This window comes from Gramella sp. AN32 (genome assembly GCF_023718305.1).
GTDB lineage: Bacteria > Bacteroidota > Bacteroidia > Flavobacteriales > Flavobacteriaceae > Christiangramia > Christiangramia antarctica.
Window position 1 is genome coordinate 13840 of sequence record NZ_QEYO01000012.1, and the last position, 21564, is coordinate 35403.

At 39.9% G+C, this 21564-nt stretch carries 10 protein-coding genes; all 10 read left to right on the forward strand.

Annotation, left to right across the window (positions count from 1 at the left end; all coding sequences use genetic code 11):
• The 10 genes from DHD80_RS13245 (at position 1) to nagB (ending at position 21552) form a co-directional block, all read left to right on the forward strand.
• Positions 1-1062 (forward strand): carbohydrate-binding family 9-like protein, encoded by a 1062-nt coding sequence (locus tag DHD80_RS13245; RefSeq protein WP_251741855.1) that lies wholly within the window; start codon positions 1-3, stop codon positions 1060-1062.
• A 51-nt stretch (positions 1063-1113) separates the two neighbouring features.
• The gene (locus tag DHD80_RS13250) at positions 1114-2220 is read left to right on the forward strand and encodes a putative glycoside hydrolase (RefSeq protein ID WP_251741991.1); all 1107 of its coding nucleotides are present in this window, start codon (positions 1114-1116) and stop codon (positions 2218-2220) included.
• A gap of 466 nt (positions 2221-2686) precedes the next feature.
• Complete coding sequence (locus tag DHD80_RS13255; RefSeq protein ID WP_251741856.1) at positions 2687-5833, forward strand: glycoside hydrolase family 2 TIM barrel-domain containing protein; 3147 nt, start codon at positions 2687-2689, stop codon at positions 5831-5833.
• A gap of 16 nt (positions 5834-5849) precedes the next feature.
• Positions 5850-8174, forward strand: coding sequence for a glycoside hydrolase family 20 protein (locus DHD80_RS13260; protein ID WP_251741857.1), 2325 nt, complete (start codon positions 5850-5852; stop codon positions 8172-8174).
• A gap of 11 nt (positions 8175-8185) precedes the next feature.
• Complete coding sequence (locus DHD80_RS13265) at positions 8186-10483, forward strand: GH92 family glycosyl hydrolase (protein WP_251741858.1); 2298 nt, start codon at positions 8186-8188, stop codon at positions 10481-10483.
• A 54-nt stretch (positions 10484-10537) separates the two neighbouring features.
• Positions 10538-11731 (forward strand): PNGase F N-terminal domain-containing protein, encoded by a 1194-nt coding sequence (locus DHD80_RS13270; RefSeq protein WP_251741859.1) that lies wholly within the window; start codon positions 10538-10540, stop codon positions 11729-11731.
• 20 nt (positions 11732-11751) lie between these two features.
• Positions 11752-14007 (forward strand): GH92 family glycosyl hydrolase, encoded by a 2256-nt coding sequence (locus DHD80_RS13275; RefSeq protein WP_251741861.1) that lies wholly within the window; start codon positions 11752-11754, stop codon positions 14005-14007.
• A 452-nt stretch (positions 14008-14459) separates the two neighbouring features.
• Positions 14460-17582, forward strand: a complete 3123-nt coding sequence (locus DHD80_RS13280) for a SusC/RagA family TonB-linked outer membrane protein (RefSeq protein ID WP_251741863.1) — start codon at positions 14460-14462, stop codon at positions 17580-17582.
• 21 nt (positions 17583-17603) lie between these two features.
• Positions 17604-19514, forward strand: a complete 1911-nt coding sequence (locus DHD80_RS13285; protein ID WP_251741864.1) for a SusD/RagB family nutrient-binding outer membrane lipoprotein — start codon at positions 17604-17606, stop codon at positions 19512-19514.
• Between the two features lie 103 nt (positions 19515-19617).
• The gene (nagB, locus tag DHD80_RS13290; protein ID WP_251741866.1) at positions 19618-21552 is read left to right on the forward strand and encodes a glucosamine-6-phosphate deaminase; all 1935 of its coding nucleotides are present in this window, start codon (positions 19618-19620) and stop codon (positions 21550-21552) included.
• The last annotated feature ends 12 nt before the right edge of the window (positions 21553-21564 follow it).

Genomic DNA, 21564 nt, shown 5'->3' on the forward strand with positions numbered 1-21564 from the left:
ATGAAACAGGTAATCCTAATATTTTGGTGTTTCTTCAGCTTGCTTTTGTACGCTCAAAAACAGGCTCCATTATCCTATGTGGCTTTTAAAACTTCGGAAGAAATTAATATAGATGGAAAAGCATCCGAAGAAGCTTGGAAATTGGCAAAATGGAGTGAAAATTTCATTGACATTGAAGGCGTTGAAACTCCGGCGTACAAGACCAATGTGAAAATGCTATGGGATGAGGAATATTTGTATTTCTACACTAAAATGGAGGAACCGCATATATGGGCTACGCTGAAGCAGCGCGATACGGTTATTTTTTACAACAACGATTTTGAAATTTTTATCGATCCCGACGGGGATGCCCAAAATTATATGGAATTTGAAATAAATGCCCTAAACACCGTGTGGGATTTATTGTTGGTAAAAGCCTATCGCGAAGGGGGGCACGCCATAGATAGCTGGGATATCGCGGGAGTGAAGTCTGCTGTTTATATCGAAGGCAGTCTAAACGATCCTGGCGATCAGGACAAATTTTGGAATGTTGAAATTGCCATGCCCTGGGAGGTTTTAACGGAGACAAGTCCAAATGGCAGTATTCCCGCAAATGACTTCTGGCGTATCAATTTTTCACGGGTCAATTGGGATTTCCAATTAAAGGATGGTAAATATTCCCGTAAACAAGATAACAATGGAAATTACTTACCTGAATATAATTGGGTTTGGTCCCCGCAAGGTGTAATAAATATGCATGAGCCGGAGCACTGGGGCTACGTTTATTTTTCAGATAAAAAACCGGGGGGAAAGGAAGCTTTTACGATTCCCAAAGACGAAAAGATCAAGTGGTTTTTATATGAACTGTACCGGAAGCAAAAGTCTTATCATCAAAAACACAAAAAATGGGCTTTGCCAATAAACAAACTAGTAAAAGGGGAGATGAAAATTGACGGCGAGAAAGTCCGTCCAAAACTTGAAATTCACGAAACCGGTTGGAATATTTCTGTACTAAGTCCCTTCACCGGAAACAAACTGATCATAAAAGAAAATGGGGATTTTATAAAAGAAAATTCCGATTAGATATATTCTATAAACCATGATTAACAAACCATCAATAAATGAATCATTATGATGAAAAATTTAATTTTAATTTTGCTTCTATCGTTTTCTCTCACCTCTTGCCTGGACAATCTGCAAGCACATAAAGGAGGAAAAACACTTTCAGAAACTACCACAAAAGCTGAAAAAGATTTTAAATATTGGACCTGGATTACTGCAGATTCCAAAAGAGCTGATTCTTCGTATGTTTCAGAATTTAAGAAATATAAAGAGAATGGGCTTGATGCGGTACTCATCAATACAGAGACCGATGCTGCTTTACTTTCCCGTTTAACACCTCTTGCAAAAGCCGAAGGCCTCGAAGTACATGCGTGGATGTTTACCATGAACCGGCCCGGGGACAGTATTGCATTGGAACATCCCGACTGGTATGCGGTCAACCGCAAGGGGGAGTCAACATTTGACAAACGTCCATATGTGGAGTATTATCAGTGGATGTGTCCAACTCGGGAAGAATCCACGGGCCATGTGCTGGACCTGGTAGAAGGTCTGGCCAAAGTAGAAGGAGTGGCCAGTGTTCACCTCGATTACATCCGCCTTCCCGATATTTTTCTGCCAATAGGTTTATTGCCAAAATATGATTTAGAGCAGGAGGAGGAATTACCACAATTTGATTATTGCTATTGCGATGTGTGTGTGGCTGAATTTGAAAAGATACACCATAAAAACCCAAAGGAAATGGAAAACCCTGCCATCGATATTGAATGGAAACAATTTAGGCTAAACAAAATAAAGCAGGTCGTGGATCAGGCTTACAAAATAGCCCATAAAAACGGAAAAGATTTAACCGCTGCGGTTTTTCCATATCCTGAAATGGCAGATCATATGGTACGCCAGCGCTGGGATAAATGGGAGATAGATGCGGTGTTGCCCATGATCTACAATAATTTTTATAATGAAGAACTGGACTGGATAGGTTGGGCAACCCAACAAGGCGTAGAAGATTTAAAGCATAAAAATGTAGCCCTACATACCGGCATCTATGTACCCCCAATGAGTCCGCAAGATATTTCTGAAGCTATAAAATTAGCAAAGGAGAATGGTGCAAAGGGTGTTTCTTTTTTTGATGGAAACGCGCTCACCCCGGAAATGCTAAGGGCTATCAAAGATTCGAAATAGTTGAAAGCCCATAATAGGCATTTATTAAAAAATCCAATACGACCGACATAAATAAGGAAAAATGCGATAGTCGGTTAAAATTTTATTCTGATAAGATGAGACTAGGTGGTCTCTATATAATTTTATGGATGAGCCTTTCTTTAGTTGCACAGGAAAATAAATTGGTTGATTATGTAAATCTTTTTATAAGAACGGAGGGGACAAGGAATATCCCGGTGTTACCCTTCCTTATAGAATGGTAAAATGAGGCCCAGAAAATGGAATTCCTGGTTGGGACTGGATCGCGGGCTTTTATTATAAGGATTCCATTATTACGGGGTTCTCGCACGCACCCCTATATATAAGAAACTATACAAATGATTTCTATCAAAATCGAATTAAGGCTGAAAATGAGATAAGTTTGTCTATTTTTGAAACACCTTATTATGTCATACATATTATATTTTTTGTTATGCGCAAATCACCTATGAAACTTTTATTTTTCCTATTCACTTTTATCATCCTTTGCCCCGCTGTCTTATGGGCACAAAAGGAGAGACCTTATTATCAAAACCAGTTAGTAAATCAGGAAAACCGGGAGCCTATGCGGGCTTCATATCATGTATACGAAAATGAAGCTTTGGCAGAAAGTAACAGCTGGCGCGATTCTAATAACTATTTGGACTTAAATGATCAGTGGCAGTTTAAATTCGTTGAAAAACCTGCTGATGTACCTTCGGGGTTTTATAAGGAAAATTTTGATATCGCTGCCTGGGATCAATTAAAGGTTCCATCTAACTGGGAAATGCATGGTTATGGTTATCCAATTTATACCAACGAGAAATACGATTGGCACAACCTTATAGAGATTGACCCTCCAAACGTACCGGAAAGTTACAACCCCACGGGATTGTACCGCAAAACGGTAAATGTTCCTCAGGATTGGAAAGAAAAAAAGATCATCCTGCACATCGGTGCGGCAAAATCCAATCTCAAAGTTTGGGTTAACGGAGAGTATGTTGGCTATGGTGAAGATAGCAAGCTTTTTCAGGAATTTGATATCACTAAGTATGTTCAATCAGGTGAAAACTTAATTGCACTTAGAGTAATGCGATGGAGTGATGGTTCTTTTCTGGAAGATCAGGATTTTTGGCGAATGAGTGGAATTACCCGGGAGACTTATTTAATTGCCCGTGAAAAAGTTCACCTGGAGGATTTCTATGTAGTCCCAAACCTGGATGATAATTATAGGGACGCTACTTTAAAAGTAACCACTAAATTACCTGAGCTGCCTGAAGGAGATAAGCATTCCTTAAAAGTAGAATTAAAAGATGGACAAACCCTCCTGGCAACCGAAGAGCGTCTGGCCCGCCAATGGAAGAAAAACAACCGTCTGATTTTTTCGGTCAAAAATCCCCGAAAATGGTCTGCCGAGGCGCCTAACCTATACAATCTGGTCTTCACTTTAAAGGATAAAAAAGGAGCTGTTAAAGAAGTGATCCATCAAAAGGTAGGCTTTAGGGAAATCGAGATAAAAGATGGGCAACTCCTGGTAAACGGGCGGCCGGTTTTATTAAAGGGCGTAAACCGCCACGATACCGATCCCTCTACCGGTCAAACCATGTCCAGGGAACGTATGGAACAGGACGTAAAGGTGCTAAAGGAATTCAACTTCAATGCCGTACGTACCTCGCATTACCCCAATGACAGCTATTTCTATGAGTTAGCAGACGAATATGGTCTTTATGTGGTGGATGAAGCCAATATAGAATCACATGGAATGGGATATTCACTTACCCGAACTTTGGCCAACGATCCTAGTTGGGAGACTGCTCACCTGGAACGCTTGTCCAGGATGGTAGAGCGTGATAAAAACCATCCCTCTATAATAATATGGAGTATGGGGAACGAAGCGGGGAATGGCTATAATTTTTATAGAGGCTATAAATTGATAAAAGAGATGGACCCCACAAGGCCCGTTCAGCATGAAAGAGCCATTCTGCCCTGGCAGGATAAGGGAAAGATGCAGGTAGAGTGGAATACCGATATTATCCCACCTATGTACCCTTCCCCCTCAGATATGCGAGAATATGCTGAGAATAATCCCAATATGGAACGGCCTTATATTATGTGTGAGTATGCTCATGCCATGGGTAACAGTATTGGAAACTTTGTAGAATATTGGGATATTATTAGAGGGCATAAGAATTTCCAGGGTGGTTTTATCTGGGATATGGTAGATCAATCCATATATAAGACCCTGGAAGACGGCACAAGGATCCTTGCTTATGGTGGCGATTTTGGCCCGGAAGATGTACCCAGTGCCAATAATTTTTTAAACAACGGTGTTTTTAGCCCGGAGCGGGAGCCTAATCCTCATGCGTTTCAGGTTAAAAAAGTTCAACAGGATATCCATACCAAATTGCTGCAGCCCAAAACTGGTGAAATCAGTATTTACAATGAAAGGTTTTTTAAAGACCTTAGTGATGTGGAATTGAATTGGGAACTGGCCCTGGACGGAAAGGTGGTTGAAAACGGGAAGTTTTCAAATTTGAATATTGCCCCACAGGAAACCAGCACCATCACGCTACCCATAGATTTAAATGGAAAAGAATACCGGGAAGCTTTTCTGAATATTTCCTATAATTTAACTGAAAGCACTGCCTTTTTGAAAAAAGGCTATGCCATAGCAGAGGAGCAGCTGTTATTGGATGGTAAATGGACTTCCGATCTTAACATACAAGGGACTGCTGAATTAAGTTTTGAAAAGGGTCAAAATGAGGTTACATTTTCTTCTGAAAAAGCAAGTTTTACTTTCAATAAAAAATCCGGTTTCTTAAAAGCTTATCTATTTGAAGGGACAAAAATCATCAACGAAGGTTATGAATTAAGGCCTAATTTCTGGCGTGCACCCACAGATAATGATTACGGGGCAGGACTTCAGAATAAATTGAAGCCCTGGAAAGAGGCCATGGAAAATCCGGAGTTGAAAAGCTGGGATTTTAGTAAAAAAAATGGATTGGCGGTTGTTTCAGCGAAATATCGTTTAAATGAAGTTTCCGCCAACCTCGATCTTACTTATACACTTAATGCCAGCGGAGAGATCACGGTGGAACAAGATCTTAAAATAGACGAAAACAGTGAAGCTCCCATGATTTTTAGGGTAGGGATGATGATCGCCCTGCCAAAAAACTTTAAGCAGGTGGAATATTATGGTCGAGGTCCGCACGAAAATTATGCTGACAGAAAAGAAGCCGCGCTGATCAAAAATTATGATCAGAGTGTGGATGAACAGTTTTACCCCTATATCCGTCCGCAGGAAACCGGGAACAAAAGCGATGTGAGATGGTTGAGAATAAAGAACGATGATATAGTACTACAGGTAACCGCCAGTACTCCATTTAATTTCACCGCTTTACACTATTTAATGGAAGACCTTGACGATGGTGAACAACGCAACCAACGCCATGCTGCCGAAGTAAAAGAGCGTGACCTCACCAACCTGTTTATAGATACCGCCCAAATGGGCTTGGGTAGCATCAACAGTTGGGGGCACATCCCACTTGAAGAATACCGATTGCTGGACAAGGAATACAGCTGTAGTTTCAAAATAAGTCCCGAAAAAAGTAAATAGCATAAAAAAATTAAAAATGAAGACAATATTAAAAGCTTTCCTGATTTTAAACGTAGCTTTTTTTTCCTCCTGTGGCGATAGTGAAAAAAAAACTTTTTCTGAAGAAGAAGTGATGCTCATTCCAAGGCCTGCAAAAATGGAGCTAAAAGAAGGTTCTTTCCGCTTTGATAAAAACACTGTTTTTGTGGCAAATGATGAGGAGCAGGAAAAACTTTCCGCTTTGCTTATAGATAAATTTAAATCGGCTGCGGGTTTTTCACTTAAAACCGTCTCCGAAAAACCGAAAGCCAACTTTGTTCAGTATAAAGAAAACAAGGAATTAGGAGAAGAAGGCTATACTTTAAAAGTTGATAATAATTCAATATTCATTGAGGCTGGTGGCTTTGCCGGATATCTATATGCCTTGGAAAGCATTAGGCAGTTGCTTCCACCTGAAATAGAAAACGATCAAATTCAGGATGGTACAATTTGGCTTATTCCTAATTTAGAAATTAATGATAAGCCTCGATATAAATGGCGCGGACTGATGCTGGATGTTTCCAGGCATTTTTTTGAAAAGGAATATATCCTAAAAACCATAGACCGGTTGGCCATGCTCAAACTAAATACCCTACACCTGCATTTGGTGGATGATCAGGGCTGGCGTATCGAAATCAAAAAATACCCGAAACTCACAGAGGTGGGTGCCTGGAGGGTAGATCAGGAAAGCAAGCATTGGAATGCCCGTTCCCAGAATGAACCGGGAGTTGAAGCCACCTATGGCGGTTTTTATACCCAGGAAGATATAAAGGAAATTGTGGCCTATGCTAAAGACCGAGCTATAAGTGTGGTGCCTGAAATCGAAATGCCTGCGCACGTAATGAGCGCCATTGCAGCTTATCCCGAGCTTTCCTGTACCGGTGAACCCATTGCGATACCCTCTGGAGGCGTATGGCCCATTACCGATATTTACTGCCCGGGAAAAGAAACAACTTTTGAGTTCCTGGAAGATGTGTTACTGGAAGTTATGGAGCTTTTTCCTTCAAAATACATTCACGTGGGTGGGGATGAAGCCACCAAGACCGAATGGGAAAAATGCCCGGATTGCCAGCGTAGGATGAAAGAAGAAGGCCTGGCGAATGTAGAAGAGTTGCAGAGTTATTTCATAAAAAGAATGGAACGCTTTATCAGTTCCCATGATCGTATATTGATAGGTTGGGACGAGATCCTGGAAGGAGGTTTGGCACCGGGTGCTACGGTAATGAGTTGGAGGGGGATTGACGGGGGCTGGGAAGCGTCTAAGCAGGGTCATGATGTGATAATGAGCCCGGGGACACCCTTATATTTTAATCATTATCAGGGTGATCCCGATAAGGAACCTATTGCCCAGGGAGGTTATAATCCCTTGCACCTGGTATATGAATTCGATCCGGTGGTAGATAGTATGAGTATTGAACAAAAAGAGCATGTTCTTGGAGCTCAGGCCAACCTTTGGAGTGAATATATTCCAACAGAATCCCATTCGGAATATATGTTGTTCCCAAGGCTGGCAGCGCTATCTGAAATACTGTGGACGCCCGAAGAAAAGAAGGATTGGAATAATTTTACCCGCCGATTGGAAAATTTGAAAAAACGCTTCGATTATTTAGACATCAATTATAGCACTACCATGTACGATGTAACTGCTGATGCTACAGTAGATAGTGCTACCGGGAAGATCAGTATCCGTTTGAAAAGTGAACTTCCTGATGCTAAGATTCGTTATACCCTTGACGGCAAAAAACCAAATCCATCTTCAGAAGTTTACGAGGATCCAGTTTTGCTGGATTCCAGCAGTAATTTAAAAGCTGCTGTATTTGAGGATGGTAAGCTGAAAGGAGATGTGCTCGAAAAAGAATTCAGGTTCCATAAAGCTGTAGGTTCAAATGTAAACTATGAACCTAAGTATAGTGATCGCTATACCGGTATAGGTGAAAAAACCACAGTCAATGTGTTACGGGGAAGCAAGAACTTCCATGACGGGCAGTGGCTGGGCTGGATGGGCAAAGATGTTAGCATTAGCGTAGATCTCGGGGAACCAAAGTCAATCTCAAAGATATCAGTAGGCAGTATGGCCGATCAGGGCTCGGGAATTTATTTCCCGGTAAAACTTGAATATTATATAAGTACCGAAAAAGATGACCTTAAATTGGTTGGAGAGATTAACAGGGAGTTCGAAAATAAAGGATTTATAGTTTTAAAGGATTTTACGGCAGAATTTGAACAAGAAACTGCACGTTTTGTAAAAGTGAAGATTACCAATTTCAAAAAATCAACCTATGGAGGTTCATGGACCTTTATTGATGAAATTATAGTCGAATAAAATTACAGCTTATGCGTTTTACCCATTTCATTTTGATAGTCGTATTCGGACAATTGTTCCTACCTGAGGTCCATGGCCAGGAAACTTCTTATGTTAATTTGGTGAACCCGTTAATGGGAACCGATTCTTCTTACGAGCTTTCTTCGGGGAACACATATCCCGCGATAGCTATGCCCTGGGGGATGAATTTCTGGACACCACAAACCGAAAAAATGGGCGATGGGTGGGCTTATAAATATGACGATCATAAGATTCGGGGAATCAAACAAACCCATCAACCGAGCCCCTGGATCAATGATTATGCTGCTTTTTCCCTCATGGCAGTTACCGGAGAGCTGAAATTTAAGGAGGATGATCGCGCTTCCTGGTTTTCGCATAAGGCAGAGATCGCAAAGCCTCATTATTATAGTGTTTACCTGGCTGATTACGATGTTAAAGCAGAAGTAGCCCCTACGGAAAGGGCGGCGATTTTTAAATTTACTTTCCCCAAAACCGATAGTGCTTTTATTTTACTGGACGCTTTCTTTAAAGGCTCTATGGTAAAAATATTGCCGGAAGAAAGAAAAATTATCGGTTACGTGAGGAATAACAGCGGCGGGGTACCGGAGAATTTCCATAATTATTTTGTGGCCGAATTTGATAAAGATTTTGAGCTCACTCATACCTGGGAAGATGAATGGAAATTGAATAAGAATTCTACAGGGGCTGAAAAGGAACACGTGGGAGCGATTGTTGGTTTTAAGACCACAAAAGGGGAAGAGGTAACGGTAAAGCTTGCTTCCTCGTTCATTAGCCCGGAACAGGCACAGCTAAACCTTAACCGGGAAATTGGGGATAACAATTTTATCGAGATCACAAAAAGGGCAGAGGCAGCTTGGAATAGAGAACTGGGGAAAATTCATATAGAAGATAAGAATATAGACCACATCAGGACATTTTATTCCAGCCTTTACCGGGTATTGCTTTTTCCGCGTAAGTTTTACGAACTAAACGAAGCCAATGAAATAGTGCATTACAGCCCATATAATGGCAAAGTACTGTCCGGATATATGTTTACTGATAATGGTTTTTGGGACACCTTTAGGGCGGTTTTCCCGTTTTTCAACCTAATGTATCCTGAGATGAACAAGCAAATTATGGAAGGCCTGGCCAATACCTATAAGGAATCGGGATGGTTACCGGAATGGGCCAGTCCCGGTCACCGCGGCAGTATGATTGGTTCTAACTCGGCTTCTATTGTCGCCGATGCCTATTTAAAAGGAAATATGCATGAAAAGGATATCGAGGTACTTTTTGAAGCTGTTTTGAAAAATGCGAATATTGAAGAAGGAAGGCCGGAAAGCTCGGTGGGAAGGGAAGGAATTGATTATTATAACAAATTAGGTTATGTGCCCTATGATGTGGGTATCCATGAAAATGCCGCACGGACCCTGGAATATGCATATGCCGATTGGGCTATTGCCAAATTTGCTGAAAAGCTCGGAAAGGATAAGATCGCTAAACGTTTTTATAAACAGGCTCATAACTATACCCATTTGTTTGATCCTTCTTCCAATCTCATGAGGGGGAAGAACGAAGATGGTACATTTCAAAAACCATTTAATCCGTTGAAATGGGGTGATGCCTTTACTGAAGGAAACAGTTTACATTATACCTGGAGCGTGTTTCAGGATGTAGATGGATTGATCGACCTGATGGGCGGGAGGGATCAGTTCACCCAAATGCTGGATACTGTTTTTGAACTGCCACCTCATTTCGATGCTTCCTATTACGGGTTTCCAATTCACGAAATAAGGGAAATGCAAATTGTAAATATGGGGAATTATGCCCATGGCAATCAGCCGGTTCAGCATATGATTTATCTCTATAATTATGCAGGTGTACCCTGGAAGGCTCAAAAACATGTCAGGGAAGTCCTTACTAAACTTTATTCGGCCACTCCGGATGGATATAGTGGAGATGAAGATAACGGCCAAACTTCAGCCTGGTATGTTTTCAGCTCCCTTGGATTTTATCCGGTGACCCCCGGGACCAATCAATATGTGATTGGTAGCCCGTTGTTCGACCAGGCCATCCTTAAACTGAAAAATGGAAATAAATACGAGATTCTTGCCGAAAACAATTCCGAAGAAAATTTCTATTTAAGTTCGGTGTTGCAAAACGGAGAAAAATGGAAGAAAACATACCTGAACTATGAGGATATTATGAAAGGGGGGATCCTGAAATTTGAAATGACCGATGAACCCAATAAAAATTGGGGCAGTGAAAAAGATGCAGTGCCTTACTCTCTTAGTTTGGAGAAAAAATAATGTACAACTTCGTCCTGATTTCTTCAGAATAAAGGATTCTAACTAAATAAAAAAATGCTAAAGACAATTCTAAAGCCGTTTTTGTTTGTACTCGGCTTCTTGATCGGCGGGTTAGTAATGGCCCAAAGTGCCCAAAAAATCAAGATCTTTGATGAGATCCCAATGAATTTTACGGGAGAAAAAAAAGTGGTTCCAGGCGTGGAATATTTACAGGATGGTAGAATAATTCTCAAACAAATTCAAGCGCCTGTTTTTCCGGAAGGCACTGATGTAAAAGTTAAAGTAACCTTAAAGTCGGCCGGCGACCGCTGGGACAAATCGGGTTCCCTTTTTGTGATTCCCAATCCCGAAAAGCTGAGTTTTATAGACATTGCCAAAAATACCGCCAGTTATCCTGAAGCGGCGGGCGTAGAAGGTTATCCAGGTATAAAAATTGGCGGCAATTATGAACCTGCTTTGGAAGTTCTTAGGTTTATGACCCCTTTCGGTGTTGGTTATTACAGTGATGAGGAAAAAAATCCGAACATACGGTATAACCGCCCGGTATATGTTCCCAAATGGGAAGATGAAGTAGTATGGGAAATGGATGTTTCCCAACTGGCCGATGAACTTACCGGGGATCTGCTTATTGGCGTCTGGGTGGATACCTGGACCGCCGAAGGTTATGAAATAAGTGTGGAATTCGAATATTCCGGTCGTGCACTAACACTTAAAAAGGTGCAACCTATAGTAAACACAGTATATTATGCAGGTCAAAAACATCCCGACCTTTTCGCTTTTAATCCTTTGAAAGCGACTTTCAACTTGCCGGAAAATGCCAAAAACGCCAAACTTTATTATATCACTACCGGCCATGGTGGTCACAGCGGAGGCGACGAGTTTATTAAATTAAATAATACGCTCAAGTTTGATAAAAAAACTGTTGTAGATACTATTCCCTGGCGGGACGATTGTGCTTCTTTCAGGAGGTTCAATCCTTCTTCAGGGGTTTGGACCCGGAAAGATACGGCCCGGGCCTACAATGAAAATCACGAAAAAATGTTTAAGGAGGTAGAGGAGCGTTTGGCATCTTCAGATTTATCACGTTCCAATTGGTGCCCGGGATCGCTGGTCAAGCCATATGTACTGGATTTGGGAAATTTAGAAGCGGGAAAGCACGAATTGATAATCGATATTGATGCTACTCCTATAGATGGTGATAAATTAAACCATTGGTTGGTATCGGCATATCTTACCTACGAAAAATAAAATATTAGAATTTCTTAAAAATGGGTAAACTAAAATCAAGTTATTTGGCTTTACTGTTCTGTAGTGTAGTGTTCGGACAAGAGCAACCTGTGGATTATGTGAACCCTTTTATAGGCACTTCCAATTATGGAGCTACCCATCCCGGTGCTATTGCGCCCCGGGGAATGGCCAGTGTATCTCCTTTTAATGTGGCGGGGAAAATCAAATTAAACCCGTTGGAGAAAGACAGCCAGTGGCTGTCTAACCCCTATGTTCATGAAAATTCGTATTTGACGGGCTTTTCCCATGTAAACCTCAGTGGCGTAGGTTGCCCCGATCTTGGGGTTATCATAAGCATGCCAACCACAGGGAAGCTTAAAACAAATCATCTTGAATATGGTTCCACTTACTCTGAAGAGGTTGCAAAAGCTGGATATTACTCGGTTACTTTAGATGGATACAATATTAAAACCGAAGCTACGGCTTCAACAAGGGTTGGTGTAAGCCGCTATACTTTTCCTGCCGGGGAATCAAATATTTTACTAAACCTTGGATTGGGACTTACCAATGAACAGGGAGGCATGTTGAAAATCAATTCGGCTTCAGAAGTTGAAGGTTTAAGGATGGTGGGTTCTTTTTGCTATAACAGTCCCGAAGCGGCTTACCCCGTTTACTTTGTGGCAAAATTATCGAAGCCTGCCGATAATTTTGGAATCTGGAACACTCCCTATAAAAATACGGGGAAAGAAGCCCAATGGATGGGATACAATGCCAGGACAAGAATAAAGGAAAGCTTTACCCGGGAAGTGGTGGGTGACAGTATTGGGGCGTATTTCAGTTATAATTTTAAGGAACCTACAAAAGTAGAGGTGAAAATTGGTATTTCTTATGTGAGCATTGAAAACGCCAGGGAAAACTTGGAAAAGGAAGTGGGTAAAAAATCTTTTGATGAGGTTTATAAAGATACCAAAGAAGCATGGAACAAGAAATTATCCAGAATCGAAGTAGAGGGAGGGACAGAAGATAAAAAATCGATCTTTTATACGGCTCTATATCACACCCAGATCCACCCCAATATCCTAAACGATATAAATGGCGAATATCCTGAAGTTGCCACTGGAAAGATAGGAACCACAAATGGAACCCGTTACACAGTTTTTTCCCTTTGGGACACGTATCGCAATTACCATCAATTAATGAGTTTGGTATATCCCGAAGAGCAGCTGCAAATGGTCAATTCCATGCTGGATATGTATGATGAAAATGGCTGGCTTCCAAAATGGGAGCTGAATTCCACCGAAACCTTTACCATGGTGGGGGACCCTGCATCGGTGGTGATCGCCGATACGTATTTAAGGGGATTGACCGGTTTTGATGTGGAAAAAGCCTATAAGGCGATGCTGAAAAGCGCTACCCAAACTGAGAATAACCCACTTAGGCCAGGGCTGGGAGAATATATAAAAAATGGTTATTTAAGTGTTGACAGCAGAATTGCAGGGCCTGTTTCAACTACGTTGGAATATAATATTTCAGATTACGCAATAGCACAGATGGCCAAAGCTTTAGGGAAAAAAGATGATTATCTCGAATTTTCCAAAAGGTCTTTATCCTATAAAAAGCTTTATAATCCCGAAACAGGTTTCCTTCAGCCTAAATACAGGAACGGGGAATGGTATAAACCATTCGATCCTGAAGCCGGTGCCAATTTCACTAAAAATGTGGGGTATATAGAAGGAAATGCCTGGCAATATTTATTTATGGTCCCACACGATATCCCCGAAATGATAAAATTAACTGGGGATACAAAGAATTTTGTAAAGCGTTTGGATTATATTTTTGATAAAAGTCATTACGATATGGCCAATGAGCCGGATATTGCCTACCCATTTTTGTACAATTACAGTAGGGGTGATGAATGGAAGACCCAAAAAAGAGTAGATGACCTTCTCCGTACCTATTATAAAAATGGTCCATACGGCCTGCCTGGCAATGATGATACTGGTACTATGAGTGCCTGGGCGGTATTTGCTATGATGGGAATTTATCCTATTACACCTGCTGCTCCCGTATATGCCCTTTCAGCACCAAAATTCAGTAAGATAAGCATTCACTTGAACAACAATTATTATAAACAAGAAACGTTGGTATTTACTTCGAATGCATCTGAAGGAAATATTTATATAGATAGTATAGAAATCGATGGTAAAGGCAACAAAAGTTATTTTATTGACCATGATAAATTGCTTAAGGACGGCCATATAGAATTTAAATTAAAGGCTACTGAAAACTTTAGATAGGCAGTAAACTCTTTGGTTTAAGAGTAAATTACTTCTAGTATTAATTTTATAATATCAATTCCGGCCAAGGCATGGCAAGCGACTTTCTTCCCCATAAAAAATATCTGGCTAATTTTATAAAGTAGATAACCCTTTCATTTTGGTTATCCACACTGGAAGCAAAAATAAATTTGACTTTATGCATGTAATTTAGCTTGGTTAAACACCAGGCTTATTAAGATAGAATATTTCCTCTTAGTTAGTTATTAAATAAGCTGTAATTAGATTATAGGCAATCCTTTCTCAAAAAATTGACAAAAAACTTAAACGTTTTCGTGAATTTTGTTGTTCAGCTTTTCTGTGTGGTTGTTAGTCGAAATTTTTTTGAAATATTTAAGGGATACTGGAAATTCATTCACAATTAATTAACTGACTAACATCTAAATATGTTTTAACAAAAACACAAAAAACTTATGAGTAAAAAAATCTTCTTTTTTCTTGTGATTGGACTTTTTCTAAATATTGAAAATGTTCTATCTCAACAAAAATCCGTAAGCGGTGTCGTTACTGATGCACAGAATGGAATGCCTTTGCCAGGGGTTACCGTTTTAGAAAAAGGTACAAATAATGGAGTGGCTACCAATTTTAATGGTGAATATTCTATTGAAATTTCTGAAGAGGCTATACTGGTTTTCTCAATGATAGGATATGAAGAAAAAGAAATTTCTCCGGGAGCGGAAAATGTGATAAATATAACTTTAGGAACCAATATGGAAGCCTTAGACGAAGTTGTACTTACAGCACTGGGCATAAAGCGTGAACGTAAATCCCTGGGATATGCTCTACAGGAAGTAAGCGGTGATGCCTTAGTAGAGAGCCGGGAAAACAATCTGGCGAATGCTTTCAGTGGAAAGGTAGCTGGATTACAGGTAATTCGAGGTGGAAATGGCCCGGCTAGTTCTTCAAAAATTGTACTTAGAGGAAATAACTCCCTAACCGGGGATAATCAGCCTTTGATTGTGGTCGATGGAATTCCAATGGATAACTTTACTGGGGCAGCAAATAACGATTACTGGAATCCGTCACCTGATATGGGTAATGGATTAGGTGATCTAAATCCTGAAAATATAGAAAGTATGTCTGTATTAAAAGGGGCTTCGGCTGCAGCATTATATGGATCACGTGCTGGGAACGGTGTGATTCTTATAACTACTAAATCAGGGAAGAAAACCGATGGATTAGGAATCAGCTATTCAACCTCAATTGGTTTTGAATCCATTTTTACTTCTCCTGATCTTCAGGATTCATTTGCCCAGGGCGCGGATGGAGTTTATGATAATCAGTCTGGATCAAGTTGGGGTCCAAAGATTGAAGGTCAAACCGTAGAAAATGCCCAGGGTGAACAAGTTCAGCTTCAGGCGTATGATAATCTTGATAATTATTTTGATACTGGTTTGAGTCAAACCCACACTTTATCATTTCAACAACAGGTTAGTAATGGAACCTCGATGTATTCTTCAGCTACCTACCTTGATGATGATAGTATGATCCCAGGCTCAGAACTGCAACGTTTAAACCTGATGACCCGTGCCACCTCAATTTTTGGAAAGTCTGATAACTGGACAACCGATGTTAAGGTTCAATATATTAGTGCGACAGCTAAAAACAGGCCCCTAAATGGAGCCAATATTTCGAACTCATTTGCAACTATGTATTTATTGCCACGTAGTATCGATGTCACCGACTATGAAGCGGGAAGTGATGAATTTGGTAATATGATATGGTATGTGCCAAGTAATTCAATTAATCCTTACTGGGCTTATCGAAATAACCTGAATATGGACAATAGGGATCGTTTTCTTTTAAATGGTTCTTTGAAACATCAATTTACAGATTGGTTAAGTGGGGAGATCAAGGCTGGTGCAGATTTATATACTACCAATACGGAATCTAAGCTCTTTTCAGGAAGTCCATTGTCCGCTACAGGACGTTACAGTTTAGGCAAAAATACTTTTTCAGAAACTAATTATAGCTTTCTGTTAAGTGCATCTAAAGATAATATTATTGGTGACTTTGGTGCTGCTATGAATTTAGGAGGTAACCTTATGGAAAGAGAATCCAGTTCTATTAGTGGAAGTTCTGGAGAATTGGAAGTTCCCGACTTATTTTCTCTGAACAATGGTGTGGGTAATCCTGGAGTAGGAGAATCATACAGTCATAAAAAGATCAACTCATTATATGGAACTGTTCAATTTAATTATGATGGATATTTATTTGTAGATATAACGGGGCGTAATGATTGGTCTTCGACTTTAAGCAAAGAGAACCGGTCGTTCTTTTATCCTTCTATAAGCACATCCATTGTATTTACCGATATGATCACCGAGAATGGTGGAAGCCTTCCTGACTGGATTACCTATGGTAAAATTAGAGGTTCATATGCCGAAGTAGGAAACGACCTTCCGGCGTATCAGCTAGTTAATTTTTATTCTATTGGAAAGGATCCCAACGGAAATACAACCGCCGGGCGTAATGGTACTCTTTTCAATCCAGATGTAAAAAGTGAGTTAATTAAATCTAAAGAACTCGGGTTTGAAGCGAGATTTTTAGATGGACGTTTGGCATTTGACTTTTCTTATTATAAAACCAATGCTACCAGACAGTTAATCAACTTACCATTGAACCCATTGAGTGGATATAGCTCTATAAAAGCAAATGCGGGAGATATACAAAATGAAGGAGTTGAATTGATGGTAAATGGTCGAGTCCTTGATAATCCACAGGGCCTTAGCTGGGATATGAATCTGAACTATTCACGTAATAAAAACACGGTAAACAGATTGACAGAGAGCGTTACCCAATATGGTTTAGGTGGTTTTGATAATGTGAGCATACTAGCAGTTTCCGGTGAGCCCTACGGAGAAATTTATGGTACTCAGTACCAGAGGGTCGAGGATGAAAATAGTCCGTTTTTTGGTGAAATTGTAGTAGATGCAAATGGAATTCCTTTGGCAAACAATGAAAGAGTGCGATTAGGAAATCAGCAACCAGATGCGCTTATTGGTTTTTCCAATACCTTTATGTTTAAAAATTTCACTTTTGGCTTTCTAATTGACGCACGATTAGGTGGCGAGATTTATTCAGGTACCAATAGAGCCCTCCAAAGCGCAGGTACTGGCTCGGCCACAGTAGTGAACGGTCAGCGTGAAGATTTAGTGGTGCCAGGGGTGGTAGCAGATGAAGAAGGTAACTTCTCTCAAAATACCACAGTAGTTTCACCTCAATTATACTGGCAGGGAATTACAGCGCGGTCCGGAAACCTGGGGATTACGGAAGCTAATATTTATGATGCTACCAATGTTAGGTTAAGGACTGTTAATTTAAGATACGATTTTCCATCTCAATTGATTGATAATACTTTCTTTCAAAAAGCATATATAGGTCTTTCGGCGAATAATGTATGGATGATTGATAGTGAATTAAATGGTGTAGATCCAGAGTCGGTTTACGCTACTGCCACCAATGCAGTTGGTTTTGAAAATCTTGCATCTCCGACGTCACGTACTTTTTTTATCAATCTTGGTGTTAATTTCTAAAAATAACAAATTATGTTTTTAATGAATAAAATTTTAAGAAAAGGACTTTTCCTTATGGGCACAAGTATTCTGATTAGTTCTTGTTCTGATTTTGAAGAGATCAATGAAAACCCTACGGCTGCTACGGCAGAGCAGGTACAGGTAGAGTATTTTATAAATAATTCTATTATAGGCGCCCAACAGGATCCACATATAGCCGAACGTGCTTTTGTTTTATATTGGAAAGCGGCTGGACGTATGGATCGTATCAATTCCCTGCCCGTTGGATATGTAAGTGATGGATGGTCAAGTGATTATTTTAACTATATTTCTGGTTGGCTCAATCATGCCAATACCGCTGTACAAATAGCAGATGAGAAAATTGAGAAAGGTAATATTCAACCGTATACCAATAACTTAAAGCAGGTTGCGCGTATTTGGAGGGCTTATTTAATGAGTGAAATGTCCGATAACTTCGGTCCCATTGCCATTAATGGATTTCAGGGTGTAAATCCGGATTTTAACAGTGTCCAGGAAGTTTATTACTATATGCTGGAAGAGTTAAAAATTGCGGTTGCAGATATGGAGCCGGATGTGATGGTTCCATCCAATGTTGAAAATCTGGATCCTGCTTATTCCTACGATTTTGATAAATGGACTGCCTATGCAAATTCCCTGCGTATGCGTTTGGCCATGAGACTTTCTGAAGTTGATGCTTCTAAAGCACAAGCAGAATTTGAAGATGCGGTTTCAGGAAGTAATTTTATTTCCAGTCTTGATATGAACTTTAAAGTTGCCGAAAAACCAGGATGGGATGCATTAACCGGAGTAATGAGCCGGGAGTGGAATAATCAATATCTCTCTCCAACCCTTAATAACCTGATGGTTGGATTAGGCGGTATTTCTTCTGAGGAACTATTAAATGCGGATTTACATCAATATATTAAACCAGAAAATTATTTAGGTTTAAAACTTGAGGATCATTTTACCACCTTAACTACTAATCCTGTTTCAGAATATTGGTTTGATGGTTTGCCTAAAGAAATAGATCCCCGTGCTTATGAGGCCTATGTGATTCCTGGTGATTTTAATGACCCTGATATGAACCGTTATCCTTCCTGGGCACCGGATGCAACTGGAGTAACGACAAGAAACCTTGTTGATGCTGAAGGGAATGTTGTAAAAGAAATTGATGCGGCATTTACCTGGAATGCACCTAGTATTGGCAGCTGGGGGGAAAAAGGTTCTAAAAATCAGGTTTACAGTTGGCCTGGAGCAATCCCTCGTTTAGCACATCGTTTTAGAAATAGTACCTCCGAAAGGATATTCTTTGGTTCATGGGAATCCTATTTTTTAATAGCCGAAGCTGCAGTTCGTGGATGGGGAGTTCCTATAGATGGGAAATTGGCTTATGAAGAAGGAGTTAAGCAAAGTTTTGAATACTGGAATGTTTCTTCCTATGCAAATGATTATTTGACATCAGAGGAATATAACAGGGTGGGAACTTCGGTTAACTGGGATCATACAGCCGAACCGCCTTCGAGTGTAAGCATGGAATTTGTGAATGGTTACACCGGGGAGTCTGGTACTACATCTTATGAATATCCTGAAAATGATTTATATATGAATGGAAGTGTTAAGAATGATCATTTGACTAAGATTATTACTCAAAAATTCATTGCTCAGGTTCCATGGTTACCTCTTGAGACCTGGAGTGATCATAGACGATTAGGCTTACCATTTTTTGATACTCCGGCTGTGGAAAATCCACTTTCTGATATGCCACAATTAACCAGTGGGAATTTTATGGATGTTCAACAGAATTTCTTTCCGCAACGATTGCGATACCCAAGTAATTTAGCGAATAATGTTCCTGAAGGTTATCAACAAGCTTTAAATCATTTAGGTGGTGAAGATAGTGTGTTTACCCCATTATGGTGGGCCCAGGATTAATTTATAGAGGAGGTGAAAATCTCCTCTTTTTATATTAATTTAATATGTTATACATAAAACAATTTTTGTAATTTTACCGAACTTATTGAAATTTATTATAGTTATGAAAATCGTTCAGGAAGATCAGAAAAATATTGTCTACAAAGCTCCCGGTAAATTTGAAGAAACCCGATTTGAAAAAATCCATAATATGGTTTTTTCAAGCTCAGATCATGCCTCCCAATTGGTTGCCGGGGAAATTGCAGATCTCATAAAGAATAAAAAAGATAAAGGTGAAAATTGTGTATTAGGTTTAGCTACAGGCTCTTCCCCAATAAATGTATATGCTGAATTAGTGAGGTTACATAAAGAAGAGGGCTTGAGTTTTGAAAATGTGATAAGCTTTAATTTGGATGAATATTGGCCTATGGATGAAGACAATGTTCAGAGTTATCACTATTTTATGCACGAACATCTTTTTAATCATATTAATATCAAGCCTGAGAATATCAATATTCCTAATGGAAAAATCCCACAAGAAAAAATAATTGAATATTGTCTGGCATATGAAGCTAAGATAAAAGATGTAGGAGGATTAGATTTCCAATTGTTAGGGATAGGTCGCACCGGGCATATTGGTTTTAATGAACCGGGATCCCATTATAATTCAGGAACAAGGATGATTACTCTTGATCATTTAACAAGAGCTGACGCAGCCCCCTCTTTTCATGGTATTTCGAACGTTCCTAAAAAAGCTATCACCATGGGGATTAGTACGGTTAGAAGCGCTAGGAGAATTGTTTTGCTTGCCTGGGGGCAAAATAAAGCTGAAGTAATTAAAGAGACGATTGAAGGGGAGGTTTCCCCCTCAGTTCCCGCTACTTATTTACAAAAACATAAAAACACCAGCTTTATTTTAGATACAGGGGCAGCCTCTGAATTAACCCGGATAAAAACGCCCTGGCTAGTAGGATCTTGTAATTGGACAACGGAATTAAGAGGTAGAGGGATTATCTGGCTATGTCAAAAGGTAAACAAATCAATATTAAATCTTACCGACAAAGATTATAATGATAATGGGATGGCAGATCTATTGGCTCAGGAGGGTTCCGCATACAATTTAAATATAGAGATGTTCAATAGAATGCAGCATACCATTACTGGTTGGCCAGGAGGGAAATTTAATGCTGATGATACAAACAGGCCGGAAAGAGCTTTGCCTCAAACTAAACGTGTGTTGATTTTTAGCCCTCATCCAGATGATGATGTTATTTCCATGGGTGGCACATTTGATAGGTTGGTAGAACAGGGGCATGAAGTGCATGTGGCCTATCAAACATCAGGTAATATAGCAGTGCCAGATTATGAAGCCTTAAAATTTGCTGAAGTAGCCAGAGATTTAACTTGTGGCGATGATGCCAGGAAAATAGATTCTATTATCCACCAAATTAAATCCAGAAGAGAGAATGAGGTTAATAGTCCTGAAGTAAGAAAGCTAAAGGCTAGGATAAGAAAGGGGGAATCTTTGGGCGCAACACGTTTTGAAGGATTGGATGATAAACAGGTCCATTTTTTAAATCTTCCGTTTTATGAAACGGGCACCATTAAAAAGAGTCCTATGTCCACTGAGGATATCAAAATTGTTAGAGATCTAATTGAAGAAATTAAGCCGCATCAGGTATATGCTGCGGGAGATTTAGCAGATCCACATGGGACCCATAAGGTATGCTTAGATATAATTCTGAAGGTTCTGGGAGAGATTAAGCATAAAGATTTTATGAAAGATTGTTGGTTGTGGTTATATAGAGGAGCCTGGCATGAGTTTGAATTACATGAGATAGATATGGCTGTTCCATTAAGTCCAGATCAGGTTTTAAAAAAGAGGCAGGCAATATTTTTTCATCAATCTCAAAAAGATGGAGTAATGTTTCAGGGAGAGGATATTAGAGAGTTTTGGGTACGGGCTGAAGATAGGAATAAAGAAACAGCGGTAAAATACCGTGAACTTGGTTTGGCGCAATACGCTGCTATGGAGGCGTTTAGGCGTCATTATTACTAATTCAATCCGTAA